We start from the raw sequence: 20,225 nt of genomic DNA, 5'->3' as shown, positions 1-20,225 counted from the left end.
AAAGTCTCTGCTCAAATTATTTTACGTCCATAGACCGACAATGCTTAAGGTCCGATGAAGCCAAAAACTCTGCTCAAATTCGCCCTATTTGGTCACGGACTTTTAGGACCTTGCGATGATACTTGCGTATCAGATCAATGGAGGTCGACATGATTGATTGGGACAGAGTTGCGACGCTGCGGGAAGAAGTCGGCGCAGAGGATTTTGACGAGGTTGTCGAACTATTCCTGGAGGAAGTCGACGCGGCGATTGATGAATTGTCCATCAAGGAGAATCAGACAGCTCTCGAAGAAAAGCTGCATTTCCTGAAAGGCAGCGCGCTCAGCCTCGGGTTTGAGCATTTCTCCGGGCTGTGTCAGGTCGGCGAGACGGCGCTGTCACAGGATTCCAGCGCTGCCGTTGATATCAATGAGATTTTGCAATCCTACCATCAGTCCCGCGGCGTATTTCTCGATGAAATCTCGCTGAAACTGGCGAGCTAGAGAATTCTGTACAACTCGGCAACACGCTCGGCTCCAAGTTTCGCAAGCGATTTGGCGCGAAGCCTTTGCATGCCTTCTATCCACCCATCGTGATTCTGCGCCCGCATCTCGGCAAAACGGGCAACTTCCGGATGCGGCAGGATACGAAATTGTCCGGCCTCGACCCCCTTCAGGATTGATTCCGCAACCTGCTCTGCCGTCAGCAGCCCGGGCTGGGTTTGCGCATCGGCATCCTGCAATCCAATCAACGGGGTCGCCACATATTGCGGGCAGACCACCGAAACCCCGATCCCGGCATCACCATGGGTGATCGCCAGCGACTCCGCAAAACTCACTGCCGCCTGCTTGGTCGCCGAATAAGCCGCATCACCAATTTGGTTCAGCAGTCCCGCCGCGGATGTGACATTGATGAAATACCCGGATCCACGCTTCAACATCTGCGGCAGCAGGGCGCGCGCAGCATAGACATGCGCCATGACGTGAACCGACCAGTTGCGCATCCAGACATCATCGGTCGCTGACGCCGCATGATCCGGTTGGCCATGAAAAACGCCCGCGTTAGAGACATATATATCGATCTCTCCAAGCTTTTCCGACACGGATGTAACAAGGCTTTGGACCCTGCTTTCGTCGGTCACATCGCAGGGAATTCCCAAACACCCGATGTGCGCGGCCGCCGTCTGAACCGCTTCAGCATCAAGGTCGGCGATGGCGACCTTCGCGCCCTTTGCGCTGAGCAAAGCGGCCAAGGCGAAACCGATCCCGCCGGCACCACCGGTGATCACAACCGTTTTGTTCGTGAACTCCATGCGGCCTCCTCAGATGACAAACTGTGCCAGCGTCTCATCATTGGTGATGTCGGTATAGGTGAACCCGGCGGCGTCCAGTTCGGACAGAAAACGCGCGAAGTTCTCAGGCCGGGTGGTCTCGATCCCGATCAGAACAGACCCGAAATTCCGGGCGGATTTTTTCAGGTACTCGAAGCGCGCGATGTCGTCGTCCGGACCAAGAATGTTCAGGAATTCCTTCAACGCGCCGGGCCGTTGCGGCAGGCGCAGAATGAAATACTTTTTCACCCCGGAGTAGCGCTGCGCCCGCTCTTTGACCTCCGGCAAACGCTCAAAATCGAAATTGCCGCCAGATGCGATGCATACAACGGTCTTGCCCCTGATCTCCTCCGCAAGGTCCGAAAGCGCTTCGATCGCAAGCGCGCCAGCGGGTTCCAAGACAATACCTTCGACATTCAGCATCTCGACAATCGTGGTGCAAATGCGATCTTCGGAGAGATGAATGACATCACGCGGCGCCACACCCCTGAGCCGGTCAAAGGTGCGCGCACCCAGTTTGGCCACGGCTGCCCCGTCCACAAAACTGTTGATCGGTGACACATCCACCGGCGCCCCCTCTTTCAACGCACAGCCGAGGCTTTGCGCCCCCGTTGGCTCGACAAAGGTATAGGCGCAGCTGTCTCCAAAGAAACTGCGCGCACCTGACGACAGGCCGCCGCCGCCAACAGGCAGAATAATCCGGTCAGGGATACGCCCAAGCTGGGCTTCTATCTCCACGGCGACCGATGCCTGACCTTCGATGACATCCTCATCGTCAAAGGGAGACAAAAAATGCGCGCCGGCCGCAGTGCAAAAGGCCTGCGCTTCGGACAACGTGTTGTCAAAATAGTCTCCAACAAGGCGAATTTCGACGTGTTCGCCCCCGAACATGCGGGTCTTCTGGATTTTCTGCTGCGGCGTCGTGACCGGCATGAAAACAACACCCTGCACCCCGAAATGACGGCACATGAAGGCCACGCCCTGCGCATGATTGCCCGCGCTGGCACAGACAAACACCGATTTTTCCGGGATCACCTTGCGCATCGCATTAAACGCGCCGCGCAGCTTGTAGGATCGCACCGGGCTGAGATCTTCGCGCTTCAGCCAGATATTCGCACCGAACCGGTCGGAGAGATGATCGTTGCGCAGGAGCGGTGTGGGTGGAAAAACAGCGCGCATTTCCTGCTCGGCAGCGCGCGCGGCCTGGACGAAATCACTCGGGGCCATGCGCCCACTCCTTCAGGTTTACCGGGTTGATGATCAGTAGGCCCGCGCGCGCATACGGTCAACGCGGTTCAACCTTGCTGCGCTGGTTAAAACCCGGTATCGGCAGCACGCATAGTGACGAAGGAAGATATCAATGGCTGCGCCCAAAAAAGTTGTGCTCGCTTACTCCGGTGGCTTGGATACGTCGATCATTCTGAAGTGGTTGCAGACCGAATACGGCTGCGAAGTGGTGACCTTCACAGCCGATCTTGGGCAGGGCGAAGAGCTGGAACCCGCGCGTAAAAAAGCCGAACAAATGGGCGTCAAGCAGATCTACATCGAGGATGTGCGCGAAGAATTCGTGCGCGATTTCGTCTTCCCGATGTTCCGGGCCAATGCGGTCTATGAAGGGCTTTATCTGCTGGGCACCTCCATTGCCCGCCCGCTCATTTCCAAACGTCTGGTCGAGATTGCCGCAGAAACCGGCGCGGATGCCGTGGCGCATGGAGCGACCGGCAAAGGCAACGATCAGGTTCGGTTTGAACTGGCCGCCTATGCGCTGAACCCGGAGATTAAGGTGATCGCGCCCTGGCGGGAATGGGATCTGTCGAGCCGTACAAAACTGCTTGATTTTGCTGAGAAAAATCAGATCCCCATTGCCAAGGACAAACAGGGCGAAGCGCCGTTCAGCGTCGATGCCAACCTGCTGCACACCTCTTCTGAGGGCAAGGTCCTCGAAGATCCGGCCGTGGATGCCCCCGAATATGTATACCAGCGGACGGTGAGCCCCGAGGACGCGCCCGATACGCCGGAATACGTCGAGGTCGGTTTTGAAAAAGGTGACGCGGTCAGCATCAATGGCACCGCCATGTCGCCCGCCACGATCCTGACCAAGCTCAACGAATTGGGCGGCAAACACGGGTGTGGACGCCTTGATCTGGTCGAGGGCCGCTTTGTCGGCATGAAATCCCGCGGCATCTATGAAACGCCCGGCGGCACGCTCCTGCTGGAAGCGCACCGCGCGATTGAATCGATCACGCTGGACCGCGGGGCGATGCATCTGAAGGACGAGCTGATGCCGCGCTACGCCGAGCTGATTTATAACGGGTTCTGGTTCTCGCCAGAACGCACGATGCTGCAAGCCGCGATTGATGCCAGCCAAACCCATGTCACGGGCACCGTGCGCCTGAAACTCTACAAGGGTCACGTGCGGACGGTGGGTCGCTGGTCCGATCACAGCCTCTATTCCGAAGCCCATGTCACGTTTGAGGACGACGCCGGTGCCTACGATCAAAAGGACGCCGCGGGCTTTATCCAGCTCAACGCGCTGCGCCTGAAGCTGCTGGCCGCGCGGGATCGTCGGTTGAAGTAACTGAAATCAGGTCAGTTTGTGGCATTCCAGGGCTTGGTAGTACGGCAACGCATCTTGTAAAAGCGGCGTCAAATCAGGCTCTAGCTTGGGCATGTCTCCTTCAGCACCAGCGAATCCGGTACTTTTGTGCACTGCGCCGTACCAGTGTTTCGCCCAAATGCCGTCTTCCGCCCGCGGCCCCGCAGACCAGCGCAACATGGCCGGATCAAACGGCAGATCGATGGTCTCGCACAAAAGGCGCAACATATGCTCAGGGTCGGCCCGGATGTCAGTGCTGTCGATGACGATCCCGCCCAGTTTCTCATAGAGCGCATGCTGCTGGACAAACCCGATGTCCTCCAGCGTCGGCGCCTCCCGTTTGGCGGCATAGCTGGCGATGACACGGGCCGGGTGGCGGATCAGGTGCACGTTCACACAATCCTGCGCCCAATCCAGCGGGAACGCCTCCAGCATGTGGTGCGGCATGTGTTTCATGTAGAGATGTGGCGTCGCCACAGGTGCGGCACATTGCGCGGCGGCGGCAACCGGATCGTTGGGATTGCTGGCCAATATCGCGTCCCGCATCGGGTGATCCGCCCCCGACCCCGCAAGATAAGCCGCATAAAACGGCTCATCCATCACGGTGAAATCGCGCCGGGCGCCAAAACTATACATCATCGCCGTCGACAGGTTACGCGGCCCCGACCACATCGCAAGGCGCATTAGCGGCGACCCCAGAAGGCGAAAATTGTTTCAACAGGCATCGCACGCCCTCCCCGATGTTTCAATTCACGCTAAAAACACTGGCATAAATTGCCAAGCCGTAAACTGTCTTCACCAGCCCGTGACATCGCAGGCTCGTGAATTGCCGCGCGGGTGTCTGGTCTGCATTCTGAGGCCAAAGGAGACGCGATATGCTCAAATATGACACGCTGAAATCCATTGCACTGGCCGGCATGATTGCCTTTGCCTTGACCACACAAGGTCACAAAGCAGAAGCCGCCGATCTGGAAACGCTCACGGTTGCAGGGGGCTGTTTCTGGTGCGTTGAGGCTGATTTCGAAAAGGTCAAAGGGGTCAAAGGCGCTGTTTCCGGTTTTGCCGGGGGTATAGTCCAGAACCCGACATACAAGCAGGTCACCGCTGGCGGGACCGGCCATTATGAAGCGGTCCAGATCACCTATGACCCCAGTGTGGTTGACCAGAGAACCCTGCTGGATCTCTTTTTCCGGTCCGTTGATCCGACGGATGCCGGTGGTCAATTCTGTGATCGCGGCGAGAGCTACCGGACGGCCATTTTTGTCGATGGCCCCAATGCAGAGAAAACCGCGAAGGCTGCGAAGGCAAAGGCCGAAGCCGATCTTGGCCAACGGGTTGTGACACCGGTCTTGCCAGCAGGCGAGTTTTATCCCGCAGACGCCTACCACCAGGATTACTACAAGGGTCGGCAATTGGTGATCACCCGCTTTGGGCCGAAACGCCAGGCATCGGCCTACAAAGCCTATCGCGAAGCCTGCGGCCGGGACGCGCGCGTCAAAGAGCTTTGGGGCAGTGCGGCACCATTTGCGGGCAGTTGACCCGCGACTATCCGACCTTGCATGCCGCCAGCACAGCCATGTTGAGAATGTCGTTGGCGGTCGACACTGTGGAGCAAATCTGGATCGACCCGTCGACGCCTGCGAGGATCGGCCCGATCACCGTGGCCCCCGCCATCTCCTGCATCAGTTTCACCGAAATGCTGGCCGAATGCCGCGCGGGCACAATCAGGATATTGGCCGGACCCGTGAGCCTTGAGAAGGGATAGGCATCCTGCGCGAGCGTGTTCAGCGCCACATCGACGGTCATCTCCCCCTCGTATTCGAAACTCACGCCGCGCTGATCCAGCACATCCGCCGCCTTCGCCATCTTCTCTGCCCGCTCAGAGACCGGATAGCCGAAGGTGGAAAAGCTGACGAAAGCCACGCGCGGTTCCAGGCCCATGTTCTGTGCCACCGTGGCGGCGCGCTCGGCGATGTTGGCGAGGTCCTCTTCATCCGGCCATTCGTTCACAATCGTATCGGCGATGAAGACGATCCGGCCCTTGTTCAGAACGGCGGTGATGCCGGCCACACCATGTTCCTTATCGGCGTTGAAGACGTGGTTGATCCGGTCCAGAATATGGGCCGACTTGCGCGTCGCACCCGTGACAAGACCGTCGCCATGGCCGTGCTGCAGCATCAGCGCCGAGAAGACATGCCGGTCGCGCGCGGCCAGCCGGTGAATGTCCTGCGCATCAAAACCGCGCCGGTGCAGACGGTCGTAGAGGAACTGCTTATATGTCTCTAAATGGTTCGTATTGGCGGCATTGACGATTTCGACCTCGCGGTGGGCACCTTCCAGACCGGCCGCTTCGAGCTTGCTCTTCACGTCGTCTTCGCGCCCCACAACCAGCGCTTTGCCAAGCCCGGCCCGCTGGTACATGACGGCTGCACGCAACACGCGCGGGTCGTCGCCTTCAGCGAAAATCATCCGCGCCTGATTGGCACGCGCCCGCGCATTGATGCCGCGCAGGATGCTGGCCGTCGGATCCATGCGCGATTTCAGCGACAGCTCATAGGCCTCCATGTCGATGATCGGCCTCCGCGCCGCCCCGGTGTTCATCCCCGCCTGCGCGACGGCGGGCGGCACCCGGTGAATGAGCCGCGGATCAAACGGTGTTGGAATGATATAGTCCCGCCCGAAGGTCAGGTTTTTGCCGTAAGCCAGCGCCACCTCATCGGGCACATCCTCACGCGCCAGATTGGCCAGCGCATGGGCGCAGGCGATCTTCATCTCGTCATTGATGGCGCGCGCGTTGATGTCCAGCGCCCCGCGGAAAAGATAGGGAAAGCCCAGCACGTTGTTGACCTGATTGGGATAATCGCTGCGCCCGGTGGCCACAATCGCATCGGGTCGTACCTCATGCGCTTCTTCTGGCGTGATTTCCGGATCTGGATTCGCCATCGCGAAAATCACCGGGTTTTCCGCCATGCTTTCGACCATGGCCTGGGTCACCGCGCCCTTGACCGAGACACCCAGAAACACATCTGCGTCTTTCATCGCGTCTTCCAGCGTGCGCAGCTCGGTGGCCACTGCATGGGCGGATTTCCATTGGTTCATCCCCTCGGCGCGGCCTTGATAAATGACGCCCTTGGTGTCGCACATGATGCAGTTCTGGTGCTTTGCGCCCATGGCTTTCAGCAATTCGAGGCAGGCAATGCCCGCTGCACCCGCCCCATTCAGCACAATCCGGACGTCTTCGATCTTCTTGCCGGAGATATGAAGCGCATTCAAAAGACCCGCCGCGCAAATTACCGCCGTGCCGTGCTGGTCGTCATGGAAGACCGGAATGTCCATTTCTTCCTTCAGGCGCTGTTCAATGATGAAACATTCGGGCGCCTTGATGTCTTCCAGATTGATGCCGCCAAAGGTCGGGCCCATCAGCTTGACCGCATTGATAAAGGCGTCGGTGTCTTCGGTGTCCAGTTCGACGTCGATGCTGTTCACATCGGCAAAGCGCTTGAACAGGACAGCCTTGCCCTCCATCACCGGTTTGGAGGCCAGCGCACCCAAATTACCAAGACCCAGCACCGCCGTGCCGTTGGAAATCACCGCCACCAGATTACCCTTATTGGTATAGTCATAGGCGGTCTCGGGGTTGGCGAAAATCGCCTCGCAGGGCACGGCAACCCCAGGCGAATAGGCCAGGCTCAGATCGCGCTGTGTGGTCATCGGCACGGTGGCCGTGATCTCGAACTTGCCAGGGGTCGGTTCCAGATGAAAGGCCAGCGCCTCTTCGGGTGTCACGCGGGTTTTTGACATGGGACTGGGGCCTTTACTGATGTTCCGAGCGTGTAACCTCTAGCCCAGCGCGCGCGCCGCCTCAAGCAGACAGCATTTGAGGCTTTTACCTCCCCCGCACCGTTTGTAAGGTCTGCGCAAACCGCCGGGGGGCACCGCATGACCGTCACGCCAATGATGGCGCAATATCTCGAACTGAAAGCCGATTACTCGGACGCCTTGCTGTTTTACCGCATGGGCGATTTCTACGAGATGTTTTTCGAGGATGCGGTTGCCGCCGCGCAGGCGCTGGATATTGCGCTGACCAAACGCGGCAAACACGATGGCGCCGACATCCCGATGTGCGGCGTCCCGGTGCATGCCGCCGAAGGGTATTTGCTGACGCTGATCCGCAAAGGGTTCCGCGTTGCTGTCTGCGAGCAGATGGAAAGCCCGGCGGAGGCGAAAAAACGCGGCTCCAAATCGGTGGTGAAGCGCGATGTGGTGCGTCTGGTCACCCCCGGCACGCTGACCGAAGAGGCCTTGCTCGAAGCGCGGCGGCACAATTATCTCGCGGGTTTTGCAGAAGTTCGGGACGCGCAGGCATTGGCGTGGGTCGATATCTCCACCGGTGCGTTTCATGTGATGCCCCTGACCCGTTTGCGCCTGGGGCCGGAATTGGCACGGCTTGCACCCTCGGAATTGATCGTCTCTGAGACCAAGGAGGCGGATTTGAGAGAGACTGCCGAGGATTTTGGCATCGCCCTGACCGGATTGGCGCGGTCGGCCTTCGACAGCACCGGCGGCGAAAAACGGCTCTGCGCGCTTTTTGAAGTTGAGACGATGGACGCCTACGGCGCCTTTGATCGCGCAGAGGTCGCCGCGATGGGCGCGATCCTGCAGTATCTGGAGATCACCCAGAAAGGCAAACTGCCGCTCCTGCGCCCGCCGCAAAAGGAAGCAGAAGCCCGCACGGTACAAATTGATGCCGCCACACGGCGCAATCTGGAGCTGACACAGGCGCTGTCGGGGGGCCGTGCAGGATCGTTGCTGTCGGTGATCGACAAAACCGCGACGGCTGGCGGGGCACGGCTGCTGGAACGGCGGCTCTCCAGCCCCTCACGCGTGCTGTCTCTTGTCCGCGATCGTCTGGACGCCGTGCATTGGGCCACCGAAAATGCCCCGCATCGGCAGGATATCCGCGAGCAACTGCGCAAGGTGCCGGACCTTGATCGCGCGCTGTCGCGGCTGTCGCTTGAGCGCGGTGGCCCCCGCGATCTTGCGGCCATTCGAAACGGTCTGTCGCAGGCCGAAACACTTTGCGACGCCCTGAGCCCCTTGGAGTTGCCCGAGCTGTTGAAAAAAGCGCTGGGTGACATGGCCGGTCATTCCGACCTCATCGATCAGCTGGACGCCGCTCTGATCGCGGAGCCCCCGTTGCTCACCCGGGACGGTGGTTTCATCGCGCCCGACCATGACGCGGAGCTGGATGAGGCGCGAAAACTGCGAGACGAAGGCCGGGGCGTGATCGCCCAAATGCAGGCTGATTTCGTCTCTAACACGGGGATTTCTTCGCTTAAGATCAAACACAATAACGTGCTGGGCTACTTCGTCGAAACCCCGAGCACACATGCGGACAAGATGCTGTCCCCACCCCTGTCGGAAACCTTCATCCACCGGCAAACCACGGCAAATCAGGTGCGCTTCACCACCGTAGAACTGTCAGAAATGGAGACGAAAATTCTCAATGCCGGGGGTCGGGCGCTTGAGATTGAAAAACGTCTGTTCGAGGTGCTGCGCAATGCGGTCCTGGAAAACGCGGCAACGATTGCGCAGGCCGCTGCCGGGCTTGCCGAGCTTGATCTGACAACCGCATTGGCGGACCTGGCGATTTCGGAAAACTGGGCGGCGCCCAAGGTCGATGACAGCCGGGCCTTCGACATCTCGGGCGGGCGCCATCCGGTTGTCGAACATGCGTTGAAAAACAACTCTGGCGAGCCGTTCATTGCGAATGATTGTGACCTGAGCGCCGATGACAGCGCGGCAAACATCTGGCTGCTCACTGGCCCCAACATGGCGGGTAAATCCACCTTTCTACGTCAGAACGCGATCATCGCGCTGCTGGCCCAAATGGGCAGCTTCGTGCCCGCGCAATCCGCGCACATCGGGCTGATCAGTCAGTTGTTCAGCCGCGTCGGAGCCTCCGATGATCTGGCACGGGGCCGCTCGACCTTCATGGTCGAAATGGTGGAAACCGCCGCGATCCTCAACCAGGCGGATGACCGGGCGCTGGTGATCCTGGACGAAATCGGTCGCGGCACCGCCACCTATGACGGGCTTTCCATCGCCTGGGCCACGCTGGAACACCTGCATGATGTCAACAAAAGCCGCGCGCTTTTCGCCACGCATTATCACGAGATGACGGCGCTGGCGGGCAAACTGCCGGGGGTCGATAATGCGACGGTCACCGTGAAAGAATGGGAAGGTGAGGTCATCTTTTTGCATGAAGTCAAAAGGGGGGCCGCCGACCGCTCCTATGGCGTTCAGGTGGCACAACTTGCAGGCCTGCCCGCGCCCGTGATTGCGCGGGCCCGCGTGGTTCTGGATGCGCTTGAGAAAGGCGAACGCGAGGGCGGCGCCACCCAGAAAACCCTGATTGATGATCTGCCCCTGTTTTCGGCGACACCGACGCCACCGCCCGCGCCGCCGAAAACGTCGCAAGTGGAAGAGGTGCTTGCCGACATTCACCCGGATGAACTCACCCCGCGCCAGGCGCTTGAAACGCTCTACAAACTAAAAGAGGCCGCCAAATCCTGACGGCCTTCTTTTCACGCTATGGGCTGTGGCTTACCCGGCAGGCGTCGACGACACCCCAACCTGCGCTGGACGCAGCAGCCGGTCGTGCAGCATGAAGCCTTCTGCGGCGACCTGAATGATATCGCCCGCCTTCGTCCCGGGCACCGGCGCTTCGAACATGGCCTGATGGTGCTGCGGATCAAAACGATCCCCCACTTCTGGCGCGATTACCTCGATCCCGTGTTTTTTAAAGACGCTCAAAAGTTCGCGCATCGTCAGCTGAATGCCTTCGATCAAAGCCGAGTTTGCTTCTTTCTGCTCATCGGTCACCGTTTCCAGCGCGCGCTTCATGTTGTCATAGACGGGCAGCATGTCACGCGACAGTTTTGACCCACCGTAGTTTTCCGCCTCGCGCCGATCCCGATCCGACCGTTTGCGCGCATTCTCGGCATCGGCCAGCGCCCGCATGAACCGATCGCGCAGTTCATCACGCTCCGCGCGCAGCTGGTCAATTTCCAGCGCTTCGTCATCAATCTCTTCCATCTCATCTGCAAAAGCCTCCGCTTCCGCGTCTTCGATGTCGTCCAGAAACTCTTCGTTCTTGGGCTCTGCCATAATTCACCTCTAGCTCCGGTCAGAGATCAGCTTTCCGACCAGCTGTGCCGTGTAATTCACAATCGGCACAATGCGTCCATAATTCAGTCTCGTCGGACCAATGACGCCCACGGCGCCAATGATCTTTCGATCAGCGTTCATATATGGGGAAACCACCAGAGAGGAACCCGAAAGTGAAAAAAGTTTGTTCTCAGAACCAATAAAAATGCGCACACCGTCGCCTTCTTCAGCAAGCTCAAGGAATTCCGCGATATCACGTTTGCGTTCAAGGTCGTCAAACAGGCGTCTGATCCGCTCCAGATCCTCGGTTTCGCCGTCTTCGCTGAGGAGATTCGACCGGCCCCGCACGATCAGACGCTCGATCTGATCACCCTCGCCTTCCCAGACCGCCAGACCACTCTGCACCAACTCCTGCGCAAGCGAATCGATCTCCTGCCGCCGGCTGGCAATTTCGCGTTGAATGGTGCCCTGCACCTCGCCCAGCGTTTTGCCTTCGATCAGCGCATTCAAGAAATTCGCCGCCTCCCGCATGGAGCTGGGTGTCTGACCGGGCGGTGGCGTGAACAACCGGTTTTCCACATGCCCATCCGCAAACACCAGCACCACCAGCGCCCGGTCGGGTGACAGCGAAACAAATTCGATATGTTTGATCGGCGCCTCGCGTTTCGGCGTGAGCACCAGAGAGGCCCCATGCGTGACACCCGACAGCGCAGAGCCCACGCGATCCAACAGACCGCTGACGTCCTGCTCGTTTGACCCCATGGTCGCGTCAATCATTTCACGGTCGGTCTCATCCGGACTACCGATCTCCAGCAGCCCGTCCACGAACATGCGCAGGCCCTGTTGGGTCGGGATACGTCCCGCGCTGACATGGGGGCTGTCCAGCAACCCGAGATATTCCAGATCCTGCATCACGTTGCGGATCGTCGCCGCACTGACGTTTTCGCTGAAATCGCGTGTCAGCGTCCGGGAGCCGACCGGCGCGCCATCCGCCAAATAACCTTCGACCACGCGGCGAAACACTTCGCGCGAGCGCTCGTTCATCTCCCCCAGAATATTCGGCACGTCGTTCATGATGGCATCCTAGCTGGTGCTGAATAAAAGCATAAAAGGAAGAGAATTCAATCGGGGTTGCATCTCGGCATGCGGGAACGGTATCGGAGGGTAGCAAACAAAGGATATCCCATGCGCCCTTCAGGTCGAGCACTAGATGAAATGCGGGCCGTTTCGATTGAAACGGATTTCACGAAACACGCCGAAGGATGCGCCCTGATCAAGATGGGGGATACACATGTGCTGTGCACTGCGACCATCGAGGACCGCGTGCCCCCCTTTATCAAGGGGTCGGGCCTCGGCTGGGTCACCGCAGAGTACGGCATGCTGCCCCGCGCGACCAACACGCGGATGCGGCGTGAGGCGGCAGCGGGCAAGCAAGGTGGGCGCACGGTTGAAATCCAGCGCCTGATTGGCCGGTCCTTGCGCGCCGGTGTGGACCGGGTTGCCTTGGGCGAACGTCAGATCACCGTGGATTGTGACGTGCTGCAGGCCGATGGCGGCACCCGTTGCGCGTCGATCACCGGGGGGTGGATTGCCCTGCGGCTGGCGGTTAACAAGTTGATGAAAGCCGGTGACGTGATCAGTGATCCGATGACCGATCCGGTGGCGGCGATCAGCTGCGGCATCTATGCCGGACAGCCGGTGCTGGATCTCGACTACCCCGAGGATTCCGAGGCGGGCGTCGATGGGAATTTCATCATGACGGGCTCGCACCAGTTGATCGAAGTACAGATGAGCGCCGAAGGCTCCGTCTTCTCCCGCGATCAGATGAATGCGCTGATGGATCTGGCCGAAAAAGGCGTTTCCGAATTGGCCGTCATGCAGAAATCGGCCGCTGCATGACCCGGGCGTTCGACGGCAAACGTATCCTGATCGCGACCCATAACGCGGGTAAGCTCGAAGAGATGCAACAGCTGTTCGAACCCTATGGCGTGTCAGTTGTTGGCGCGGCTGAGATGAACCTGGCTGAACCGGTGGAAACTGAAACAACCTTTGTCGGCAATGCGCGGATCAAGGCACGGGCCGCGGTTGAGGCAACCGGCCTGCCCGCGCTGGCCGACGATTCAGGCATCGAAGTCGAAGCCCTGGGCAATCAACCCGGCGTCTACACCGCAGATTGGGCGGAAACGTCGAACGGTCGCGATTTCATCATGGCGATGACGAAGACCCATGATTTGCTGGAGGAAAAGGGCGCGAGCCATCCGCGACGCGCCCGGTTTCGCGCAACCCTGGTGCTGGCCTGGCCTGACGGGCATGACGAAGTCTTTGAAGGGAAAGTCAACGGAACGCTGGTCTGGCCGATGCGGGGACAGACCGGGCATGGCTATGATCCGATGTTTCAACCCGATGGGCATGACATCACCTTTGCCGAGATGGACCCGGCGGAAAAGAACCGGATCAGCCACCGCGCAGATGCCTTCGCAAAACTGATTGCGGGATGCTTTGGCTGAGGATTGGGAACAGGGCGGTTTCGGGCTTTATATCCATTGGCCGTTTTGCGAGGCCAAATGCCCCTACTGCGATTTCAACAGCCATGTGTCCCGACAGATCGACCAGCCAGCCTGGTGCGACGCCTACCTGACAGAGCTTGATCGGGCCGCGGCTGAAACACCCGGGCGTGTGCTGCGGTCTGTTTTCTTTGGCGGTGGCACGCCCAGCCTTATGGCGCCAGAGACCGTTGGACAGGTGATCGAGAAGATCCGCAAAAACTGGGCTTGCGCAAACGATCTGGAAATCACGCTGGAAGCCAATCCGGGATCCGTCGAAGCAGGCAGGTTCCGGGCCTTTCGAGATGGGGGCGTTAATAGAATTTCCATGGGAATTCAGGCGCTTAATGATCCAGATTTGCAAAAGCTCGGGCGGCTTCATTCCACAGATGAAGCATTGAAAGCCTTTGAGATCGCGCGCGCCGCTTTTGATCGGGTCAGCTTTGATTTGATCTATGCACGTCAAGGCCAAAGTCTCGCCGCCTGGCGGGCCGAGCTGGAGCAAGCGCTGTCTTTGGCCGTGGATCATCTGTCGCTTTATCAGCTGACAATTGAACAAGGCACCGCATTTGGCGATCGCTACAACGCCGGCAAGCTGCGCGGGCTGCCGGACGAGGACCTGAGCGCGGATCTCTTCACCCTGACGCAAGAGCTATGCAACGAACATGGACTGCCCGCGTATGAGGTGTCGAACCACGCCCGGGACGGCGCGCAATCGCGCCACAATCTGATTTACTGGCGGTATGGCGACTACATTGGGATTGGTCCGGGCGCCCATGGTCGGCTGACGATGCGCGGCCATCGCTATGCCACGGAATGCCATTCAAACCCCGCGCGGTGGCTGAACTCCGTGCAGGAGGCAAATTCTGAAAAGGAAAGAACGCGGCTTGATACAGGTGATCAGGCGAGCGAATTTCTTCTCATGGGGTTGCGGCTCAAGGAAGGCGTCAGTCGCGCGCGGTATGAAAAGCTGGCAGGGCGACCGCTGTCACCCACAAAGATCGGTGAATTGACGCAAATGGGTATGCTTTGCACCCAAGGTGATAAAATTATCGTTTCAGAACAAGGGTTTATGATATTGAATGCGGTGATTGCAACGCTATTGGAAGACTAGCTTCCGCTCAGCATCCGACACAGTTCATCCAGTTCTTCCAAGGATTTGTAGTGTAGCGTCATCTGACCAGATTCCTGACCTGGCTTGTGGCTCAATACGACTTTCATACCTAAAGAGGCAGATAGATCTCCCTCAAGCGCCTTGGTATCTGCATCCTTCGTCTCGGTCTTTGGCTTCGCGTTCCCGCTGAAAATATTGTCATCGCCATTGGATTGCTCTTTTTTCACCAGCGCTTCAACGGCGCGCACGGACAGACCACCCTTGATGATCTGTTGGGCAATCTTCGATGGGTTCTCAGCGGTGATCAACGCGCGCGCGTGTCCCGCGCTCAGATCACCCTTGCGCACCATCTCCAACACGTCATCCGGCAGGTTCAGCAGACGCAGCAGGTTCGCGATGTGGCTACGGCTCTTCCCAAGCGCCTCCGCCATTTTTTCCTGCGTATGGCCAAACCGGTCCATCAGCTGGCGATACCCCACGGCCTCTTCTATCGGGTTCAGGTCCGCCCGTTGAATATTCTCGATGATCGCAACTTCCAGCACTTCGACATCGGTAAAGGACCGCACCACAACCGGGAGTTCGTGCAGTTTGGCCATCTGCGCCGCACGCCAGCGACGTTCACCCGCGACGATCTCATATTGTCCACTTGGCAACGCCCGCACGATCAACGGCTGAATGACCCCTTTTTCGCGGATGGAAGCTGCCAGATCCTCCAAATCACCCTCTGCAAATCTTTTGCGGGGCTGGTCCGGATTGGGTGAAATCTGCTCAATCGGAATGAGGCGTTCCGCTGCCGCTGGTCCAGTGCTGACCACCTTTTCCGTTTCCGCAACATCCGACATCAACGCAGACAAGCCGCGTCCGAGGCCTCGTTTACGATCCACTCCACCTGCCATGTCAGCCCCCTTATGCGACTTTTTCTGTATTTCTGCTCAGAACTTCCCGTGCCAGCGCCCGGTAGGCCTGCGCGCCTTTTGATGCCGTATCATAGGTGAGAACCGGCATCGCGAAAGATGGTGCCTCGCTGACCCTTACATTTCGCGGTACCCGTGTTTTAAAAACAAGCTCACCCAGATTGTCCCGCGCGTCCTGCTCGACCTGCAGGGACAGGTTATTCCGTTGATCATACATCGTCAAAACGATGCCCTCGATGCGCAAATCCTTATTTCCGCTTTGCCGCACCTCACGAATGGTCAGCATCAATTGCGACAACCCTTCCAGCGCAAAGAATTCGCTCTGCAACGGCACCAACACAGAATGCGACGCGATCATCGCATTGACCGTCAAAAGGTTCAGGGATGGCGGACAGTCAATCAGGATATAGTCCAGCTCAAATGCATCCATCGCCGTCTGTCGCAACGCATCATGTAGCAGAAAACTGCGTTTTTCATTGGAAATCAGCTCGATATCTGCTGAGCTCAGATCCACCGTGGCGGGGACAATGAGCAATCCTGGCGTGACAGTCGGCAGAATAACAGATTTAAGATCAATATCTTCGAGCAAAAGCTCGTAGGTCGTTAATTCGCGATCTTCGGTTTCGATACCCAGGCCTGTCGATGCATTCCCCTGCGGATCAAGATCAACCACCAACACGCGCTTCCCCGCTTCGACCAGGGCTGCCGCCAAGTTGATTGTTGTCGTGGTTTTTCCAACGCCACCTTTTTGGTTCGCTACCGAAATGATCTTCGGACCAGCCGGGCGTGATAGGTCAGACAAGATGGATATCCTTCACCTCAAGAATGGCAGCGTTTGGGTTCGTCTTACTTTTATGCGCAACCAGATCAAAAGACCACGACTTGCGTGCTGTCTCCACCTCTTTTTCCCAGGTTTCGCCTTTGAAAAAAAACGCACGCCCGCTCGGAGTCAGATGTATTTCCGCATATCGGAGCAGCTGATCCAAATCCGCGAGTGCCCGTGCGGATAAGATCTCAGCGCTCATGGGTGTGGTTTGCTCAATCCGCGATACAAGAACAGAAGCTTTCAAATCCAATTCACGGATCACGGTGCGTAGAAAGGTGGATTTGCGAATGTCACTCTCCACCATGGTGACATGTCGATCCGGATGAAATTCCTTGGCCAAGATCGCGACCACAAGACCCGGCAGACCACCACCGCTTCCGATATCCGACCAAACTATTTCATCCCCCGCATGATGGTACACTTGCAGTGAATCATTGATATGGCGTTCCCATGCGTCTGAAATACTAGATTTGGACACCAGATTTATCTTCGTATTCCACTTTTTCAGAAGGCCATGGAATAACTCCAATCGGTTCAATGTTTCACGTGAAACATTCAAATCCGACGTCATCAGGCTGACTTCTTTCGCTTGCGCTGCCTTAACTTCGCGAGAATTAGCGTCAGCGCAGCCGGCGTCATCCCATCCACGCGAGACATTTGCGCGAGCGTGGAAGGTTTTACCGCGATCAACTTGGATTTAAGCTCATTGGATAAACCCTCCAAACCCTCATAGGCAAAATCACTCGGGATAACCTGCGCCTCATCCTTACGAAGCAGGTCGATATCGCGCTGTTGTCGCTGAATATAATTCGCGTAAAGCGCCTCTCTCTCCATTTGCTTTCGGGTTTCCGCTTCGATCCCCTCGAACCCTGCGTCGAGAGCCGTGATCTCCACGAACGATACATCGGGGAATGCCAGAAGCTGCATGGCCGTTCTTCTGCTGCCATCCTGATTGATTTTGATACCAGCTTCAGAAGCCTGGGACGGTGTAAATGTCTTTTTACTCAGCGATTCACGCGCAACTTCGAGCTTTTCCGCTTTCTCAAGGTAAGCCCTTGCCCGCGTCGCACCAACGCACCCAAGATCTATGCCTAGTGGCGTCAACCGTTGATCCGCATTATCGGCGCGCAAAGACAACCGGAATTCGGCGCGCGAGGTGAACATGCGATAAGGCTCACTCACACCGCGCGTTGTCAGGTCGTCGATCATAACGCCGATATAGCTCTCAGACCTCGAGAAATGCACAGGGTCACGCCCCTGCGCCGCCAGCGCCGCATTCAACCCGGCAACCAATCCCTGCGCTGCCGCCTCTTCATATCCGGTGGTTCCGTTAATTTGTCCGGCCAAATACAATCCGGGCACATTTGGCAACGCCAACTGGGCACTCAACGCACGCGGATCAACGTAATCATATTCAATCGCATACCCCGGCTGCAGAATCGCTGCATTTTCAAGGCCATAGATCGAATGAACGTAATCCTCCTGAACAGATTCGGGCAAGGATGTCGATATTCCATTCGGATAAACGGTGGTTGTGGATAGGCTTTCCGGCTCCAAAAAGATCTGGTGGGAGTCTTTGTCTGCAAACCGGACAATCTTGTCTTCAATCGACGGGCAATACCGCGGACCCACCCCATCAATGTGCCCGCCATACATGGCGGACCGCGACAGGTTTTCGCGGATGATGTCGTGCGTTTTCGAATTTGTATGCGTTATGCCACAGCTGACCTGCCGTGCGGTTACACCCTTTGACATGAATGAAAACAAGGTTGGATCTTCATCCCCAGGCTGCTCCTGAAGAACCTCCCAATTGATCGTCTTTCCATCCAGACGTGGCGGCGTGCCGGTCTTCAGCCGACCCAACGGTAATTCAAAGGAATCAATGCGTTCAGCCAGCTTAACGGAAGCCTTTTCACCGATCCTACCGCCAGATCGGGATACGTCACCGATATGAACTACCCCGCGCAGAAAGGTCCCTGTGGTCAACACGATAGAAGTCGCATCCATCTCGCTGCCGTCATGCAGGAAAACGCCCGTGACACGGTCCCCTTGCATCTTGAAATCAACAACTTCACCCAGGACGATTGAAAGATTGGCGCGAGATTTGATCTCCGAGAGCATTTCCGATTGATAGATCTGACGATCTGATTGCGCGCGCGGACCCTGTACCGCAGGACCTTTTCGACGATTGAGCAAGCGAAATTGGATACCCGCCTTATCGGCAACACGGCCCATCACGCCATCCATCGCATCGATTTCACGCACGAGGTGGCCCTTACCCAAACCGCCAATCGCCGGATTGCAGGACATCGCACCAATACCCTCTTCGGTCATGGTGACCAGGGCCGTGTGTGCGCCCATCCGCGCCGCCGCATGTGCCGCCTCAGCACCCGCGTGACCACCTCCGATAACAAGAACGTCAAAATGTTTCACGTGAAACACTCCGCTATTTCCCAAGACAAAAGCTTGAGAATATTTCATCCAACAGGTTTTCTACATCGATACGCCCGACCAAAGCTTCAAGGGCTCGAATCGACGTCCGCAATTCTTCCGCCGCTATATCATAAAGCTCCGGGCCATCACCCAAGATTGCTTGCGCGGCCTGCAAACTCTCAAAAGCCCGCTCCATCGCAACGCGATGCCTCTCATGCGTGGCCAACCCGGCAAGTGCAGTTCTGTCTTGAAGCGTTGCTTGGATCCGTGTGATCAACTTCTGCACGCCCGCGCCGGTCTTCCCGGAGATACCAACACTGCCCGCGACGTTTGAAATATCTGCCTTCGGGTGCAGCACGATATCCTTCTCCTGAGGTGGCAGCATCAGGCTTTCCCCTGGCTCTGCCAAAAAGACCCGTAAATCTGCTGCTCTCGCACGTTCCAAAGCGCGAGAAACACCGATGTTTTCAATTTCATCCTCGGCATCACGCAGCCCAGCGGTATCGAGAAAAGTCACAGGTAACCCCTGCAGGTCCATCCGAACCTCGATGACGTCTCGCGTTGTTCCGGCAATCTCCGACGTTATCGCGGCCTCACGACCCGCCAAACGATTGAGCAAGGTCGACTTGCCCGCATTTGGCGCGCCCACAAGCGCAACTTCAAACCCGGTACGGATACGTTCCGCCACAAAACTTCCGGAGATTTCGTTTTCGAGATCTGCCGTCACGTCGTCAAGCAAGGCACAGACTTCCGGGCTAACATCAACAGGCACGTCTTCGTCCGCAAAATCGATTGTGGCCTCCAGCAAGGCGGCCGCTCTGATCAGCTTCGATCTCCACCCATCCACCCGCACGCCCAGGGCACCGGATAAAACACGCACCGCCTGCTTTCTCTGCGCTTCGGTTTCCGCATCGATGAGATCCGCCAGCCCCTCCACCTGGGCAAGGTCCAGTTTCTCATTTTCTAACGCACGCCGGGTGAATTCCCCAGGCTCAGCCAACCGGGTGCCCTCCTGTTTCGACAATTCCTCTAGGACAGCCCGAACCACTGAAACGCTTCCATGGACATGTAGCTCAACCACGTCCTCACCCGTAAAGCTGTTTGGTGCTTTGAAGCAAAGAACCAGCGCATGATCGAGAAGATCGCCAGCGGTATTTCTCAAGGAGCGCGTCGCGGAATACCTGAGCTCAGGCAGCTTTCCACACAAGACACGGGCCGACGCATGGGCATCCGGCCCAGATATTCGGATGACCGATACCCCAGCCTTACCCTGCGCCGATGCCAGAGCATAAATCGTATTCATCAATTTAACCCACTGTT

At 57.7% G+C, this 20,225-nt stretch carries 18 protein-coding genes; 7 read left to right on the top strand and 11 right to left on the bottom strand.

Annotated features, from left to right (window positions below; genetic code table 11):
* Nucleotides 1-149: 149 nt before the first annotated feature.
* Nucleotides 150-482, top strand: coding sequence for an Hpt domain-containing protein (locus tag Q1A63_RS02130; protein ID WP_298968851.1), 333 nt, complete (start codon nt 150-152; stop codon nt 480-482).
* Here the strand turns inward: Q1A63_RS02130 and Q1A63_RS02125 are convergent.
* On the bottom strand, nt 479-1,291 hold the full coding sequence (locus Q1A63_RS02125) for an SDR family NAD(P)-dependent oxidoreductase (RefSeq protein ID WP_298968849.1): 813 nt from the start codon (nt 1,289-1,291) through the stop codon (nt 479-481). The two genes, Q1A63_RS02130 and Q1A63_RS02125, sit on opposite strands and share 4 nt — an antisense overlap.
* Nucleotides 1,292-1,300: 9 nt before the next feature.
* Complete coding sequence (gene ilvA, locus Q1A63_RS02120; RefSeq protein WP_298968848.1) at nt 1,301-2,536, bottom strand: threonine ammonia-lyase IlvA; 1,236 nt, start codon at nt 2,534-2,536, stop codon at nt 1,301-1,303.
* A 133-nt stretch (nt 2,537-2,669) separates the two neighbouring features.
* On the opposite strand from ilvA, the gene Q1A63_RS02115 reads away from it, so the two are divergent.
* The gene (locus Q1A63_RS02115; protein WP_298968846.1) at nt 2,670-3,887 is read left to right on the top strand and encodes an argininosuccinate synthase; all 1,218 of its coding nucleotides are present in this window, start codon (nt 2,670-2,672) and stop codon (nt 3,885-3,887) included.
* A gap of 6 nt (nt 3,888-3,893) precedes the next feature.
* Here the strand turns inward: Q1A63_RS02115 and Q1A63_RS02110 are convergent, their stop codons facing one another.
* Nucleotides 3,894-4,589, bottom strand: a complete 696-nt coding sequence (locus tag Q1A63_RS02110; RefSeq protein ID WP_298968843.1) for an HAD family hydrolase — start codon at nt 4,587-4,589, stop codon at nt 3,894-3,896.
* A gap of 191 nt (nt 4,590-4,780) precedes the next feature.
* Between Q1A63_RS02110 and msrA the strand changes: the two genes are divergently transcribed.
* Nucleotides 4,781-5,443, top strand: coding sequence for a peptide-methionine (S)-S-oxide reductase MsrA (msrA, locus tag Q1A63_RS02105; RefSeq protein WP_298968841.1), 663 nt, complete (start codon nt 4,781-4,783; stop codon nt 5,441-5,443).
* 7 nt (nt 5,444-5,450) lie between these two features.
* Here msrA and Q1A63_RS02100 read toward each other — a convergent pair whose 3' ends face one another.
* The gene (locus tag Q1A63_RS02100; protein WP_298968839.1) at nt 5,451-7,706 is read right to left on the bottom strand and encodes an NADP-dependent malic enzyme; all 2,256 of its coding nucleotides are present in this window, start codon (nt 7,704-7,706) and stop codon (nt 5,451-5,453) included.
* A gap of 138 nt (nt 7,707-7,844) precedes the next feature.
* On the opposite strand from Q1A63_RS02100, the gene mutS reads away from it, so the two are divergent.
* Complete coding sequence (mutS, locus tag Q1A63_RS02095) at nt 7,845-10,481, top strand: DNA mismatch repair protein MutS (RefSeq protein WP_299630502.1); 2,637 nt, start codon at nt 7,845-7,847, stop codon at nt 10,479-10,481.
* Between the two features lie 30 nt (nt 10,482-10,511).
* On the opposite strand, the gene Q1A63_RS02090 is transcribed toward mutS, so the two are convergent.
* Together Q1A63_RS02090 and hrcA are read right to left on the bottom strand one after the other, a co-directional pair.
* The gene (locus Q1A63_RS02090) at nt 10,512-11,075 is read right to left on the bottom strand and encodes a nucleotide exchange factor GrpE (protein ID WP_298968836.1); all 564 of its coding nucleotides are present in this window, start codon (nt 11,073-11,075) and stop codon (nt 10,512-10,514) included.
* Between the two features lie 9 nt (nt 11,076-11,084).
* Nucleotides 11,085-12,149, bottom strand: a complete 1,065-nt coding sequence (gene hrcA, locus Q1A63_RS02085) for a heat-inducible transcriptional repressor HrcA (protein ID WP_299630500.1) — start codon at nt 12,147-12,149, stop codon at nt 11,085-11,087.
* A gap of 111 nt (nt 12,150-12,260) precedes the next feature.
* On the opposite strand from hrcA, the gene rph reads away from it, so the two are divergent.
* From rph to hemW, 3 genes are read left to right on the top strand one after another with little or no spacing between them, the layout of a single operon-like run.
* Nucleotides 12,261-12,974 (top strand): ribonuclease PH, encoded by a 714-nt coding sequence (rph, locus tag Q1A63_RS02080; protein ID WP_298968832.1) that lies wholly within the window; start codon nt 12,261-12,263, stop codon nt 12,972-12,974.
* Nucleotides 12,971-13,582, top strand: a complete 612-nt coding sequence (gene rdgB / locus Q1A63_RS02075; protein WP_298968830.1) for an RdgB/HAM1 family non-canonical purine NTP pyrophosphatase — start codon at nt 12,971-12,973, stop codon at nt 13,580-13,582. Before rph ends, rdgB begins: the two co-directional genes overlap by 4 nt.
* On the top strand, nt 13,575-14,732 hold the full coding sequence (hemW, locus tag Q1A63_RS02070) for a radical SAM family heme chaperone HemW (RefSeq protein WP_298969573.1): 1,158 nt from the start codon (nt 13,575-13,577) through the stop codon (nt 14,730-14,732). Before rdgB ends, hemW begins: the two co-directional genes overlap by 8 nt.
* Here the strand turns inward: hemW and Q1A63_RS02065 are convergent.
* From Q1A63_RS02065 to mnmE, 5 genes are read right to left on the bottom strand one after another with little or no spacing between them, the layout of a single operon-like run.
* On the bottom strand, nt 14,729-15,628 hold the full coding sequence (locus tag Q1A63_RS02065; RefSeq protein WP_298968828.1) for a ParB/RepB/Spo0J family partition protein: 900 nt from the start codon (nt 15,626-15,628) through the stop codon (nt 14,729-14,731). The two genes, hemW and Q1A63_RS02065, sit on opposite strands and share 4 nt — an antisense overlap.
* A gap of 10 nt (nt 15,629-15,638) precedes the next feature.
* The gene (locus tag Q1A63_RS02060) at nt 15,639-16,448 is read right to left on the bottom strand and encodes an AAA family ATPase (RefSeq protein WP_298968827.1); all 810 of its coding nucleotides are present in this window, start codon (nt 16,446-16,448) and stop codon (nt 15,639-15,641) included.
* Nucleotides 16,441-17,043, bottom strand: coding sequence for a 16S rRNA (guanine(527)-N(7))-methyltransferase RsmG (gene rsmG / locus Q1A63_RS02055; protein WP_298968826.1), 603 nt, complete (start codon nt 17,041-17,043; stop codon nt 16,441-16,443). The genes Q1A63_RS02060 and rsmG overlap by 8 nt, the downstream gene beginning before the upstream one ends.
* Nucleotides 17,043-18,914, bottom strand: a complete 1,872-nt coding sequence (gene mnmG / locus Q1A63_RS02050) for a tRNA uridine-5-carboxymethylaminomethyl(34) synthesis enzyme MnmG (RefSeq protein WP_298969572.1) — start codon at nt 18,912-18,914, stop codon at nt 17,043-17,045. Before mnmG ends, rsmG begins: the two co-directional genes overlap by 1 nt.
* 4 nt (nt 18,915-18,918) lie before the next feature.
* Entirely contained in the window at nt 18,919-20,208 is a 1,290-nt protein-coding gene (gene mnmE, locus Q1A63_RS02045) for a tRNA uridine-5-carboxymethylaminomethyl(34) synthesis GTPase MnmE (protein ID WP_298968824.1), read from the bottom strand.
* Nucleotides 20,209-20,225 lie beyond the last annotated feature (17 nt).

It is taken from the genome of uncultured Roseobacter sp. (assembly GCF_947499265.1).
Classification (GTDB): Bacteria; Pseudomonadota; Alphaproteobacteria; order Rhodobacterales; family Rhodobacteraceae; genus Roseobacter.
The sequence above is the reverse complement of the archived record's forward strand: the minus strand, read 5'-3'. Positions and strand labels throughout refer to the sequence as shown.

What these genes read in the sequence shown, in the direction of transcription:
- Q1A63_RS02130 (WP_298968851.1), top strand. Translation starts at nt 150, where the DNA reads ATGATTGATTGGGACAGAGTTGCGACGCTGCGGGAAGAAGTCGGCGCA.
- Q1A63_RS02125 (WP_298968849.1), bottom strand. Translation starts at nt 1,291, where the DNA reads ATGGAGTTCACGAACAAAACGGTTGTGATCACCGGTGGTGCCGGCGGG.
- ilvA (WP_298968848.1), bottom strand. Translation starts at nt 2,536, where the DNA reads ATGGCCCCGAGTGATTTCGTCCAGGCCGCGCGCGCTGCCGAGCAGGAA.
- Q1A63_RS02115 (WP_298968846.1), top strand. Translation starts at nt 2,670, where the DNA reads ATGGCTGCGCCCAAAAAAGTTGTGCTCGCTTACTCCGGTGGCTTGGAT.
- Q1A63_RS02110 (WP_298968843.1), bottom strand. Translation starts at nt 4,589, where the DNA reads ATGCGCCTTGCGATGTGGTCGGGGCCGCGTAACCTGTCGACGGCGATG.
- msrA (WP_298968841.1), top strand. Translation starts at nt 4,781, where the DNA reads ATGCTCAAATATGACACGCTGAAATCCATTGCACTGGCCGGCATGATT.
- Q1A63_RS02100 (WP_298968839.1), bottom strand. Translation starts at nt 7,706, where the DNA reads ATGTCAAAAACCCGCGTGACACCCGAAGAGGCGCTGGCCTTTCATCTG.
- mutS (WP_299630502.1), top strand. Translation starts at nt 7,845, where the DNA reads ATGACCGTCACGCCAATGATGGCGCAATATCTCGAACTGAAAGCCGAT.
- Q1A63_RS02090 (WP_298968836.1), bottom strand. Translation starts at nt 11,075, where the DNA reads ATGGCAGAGCCCAAGAACGAAGAGTTTCTGGACGACATCGAAGACGCG.
- hrcA (WP_299630500.1), bottom strand. Translation starts at nt 12,149, where the DNA reads ATGAACGACGTGCCGAATATTCTGGGGGAGATGAACGAGCGCTCGCGC.
- rph (WP_298968832.1), top strand. Translation starts at nt 12,261, where the DNA reads ATGCGCCCTTCAGGTCGAGCACTAGATGAAATGCGGGCCGTTTCGATT.
- rdgB (WP_298968830.1), top strand. Translation starts at nt 12,971, where the DNA reads ATGACCCGGGCGTTCGACGGCAAACGTATCCTGATCGCGACCCATAAC.
- Q1A63_RS02065 (WP_298968828.1), bottom strand. Translation starts at nt 15,628, where the DNA reads ATGGCAGGTGGAGTGGATCGTAAACGAGGCCTCGGACGCGGCTTGTCT.
- rsmG (WP_298968826.1), bottom strand. Translation starts at nt 17,043, where the DNA reads ATGACGTCGGATTTGAATGTTTCACGTGAAACATTGAACCGATTGGAG.
- mnmE (WP_298968824.1), bottom strand. Translation starts at nt 20,208, where the DNA reads ATGAATACGATTTATGCTCTGGCATCGGCGCAGGGTAAGGCTGGGGTA.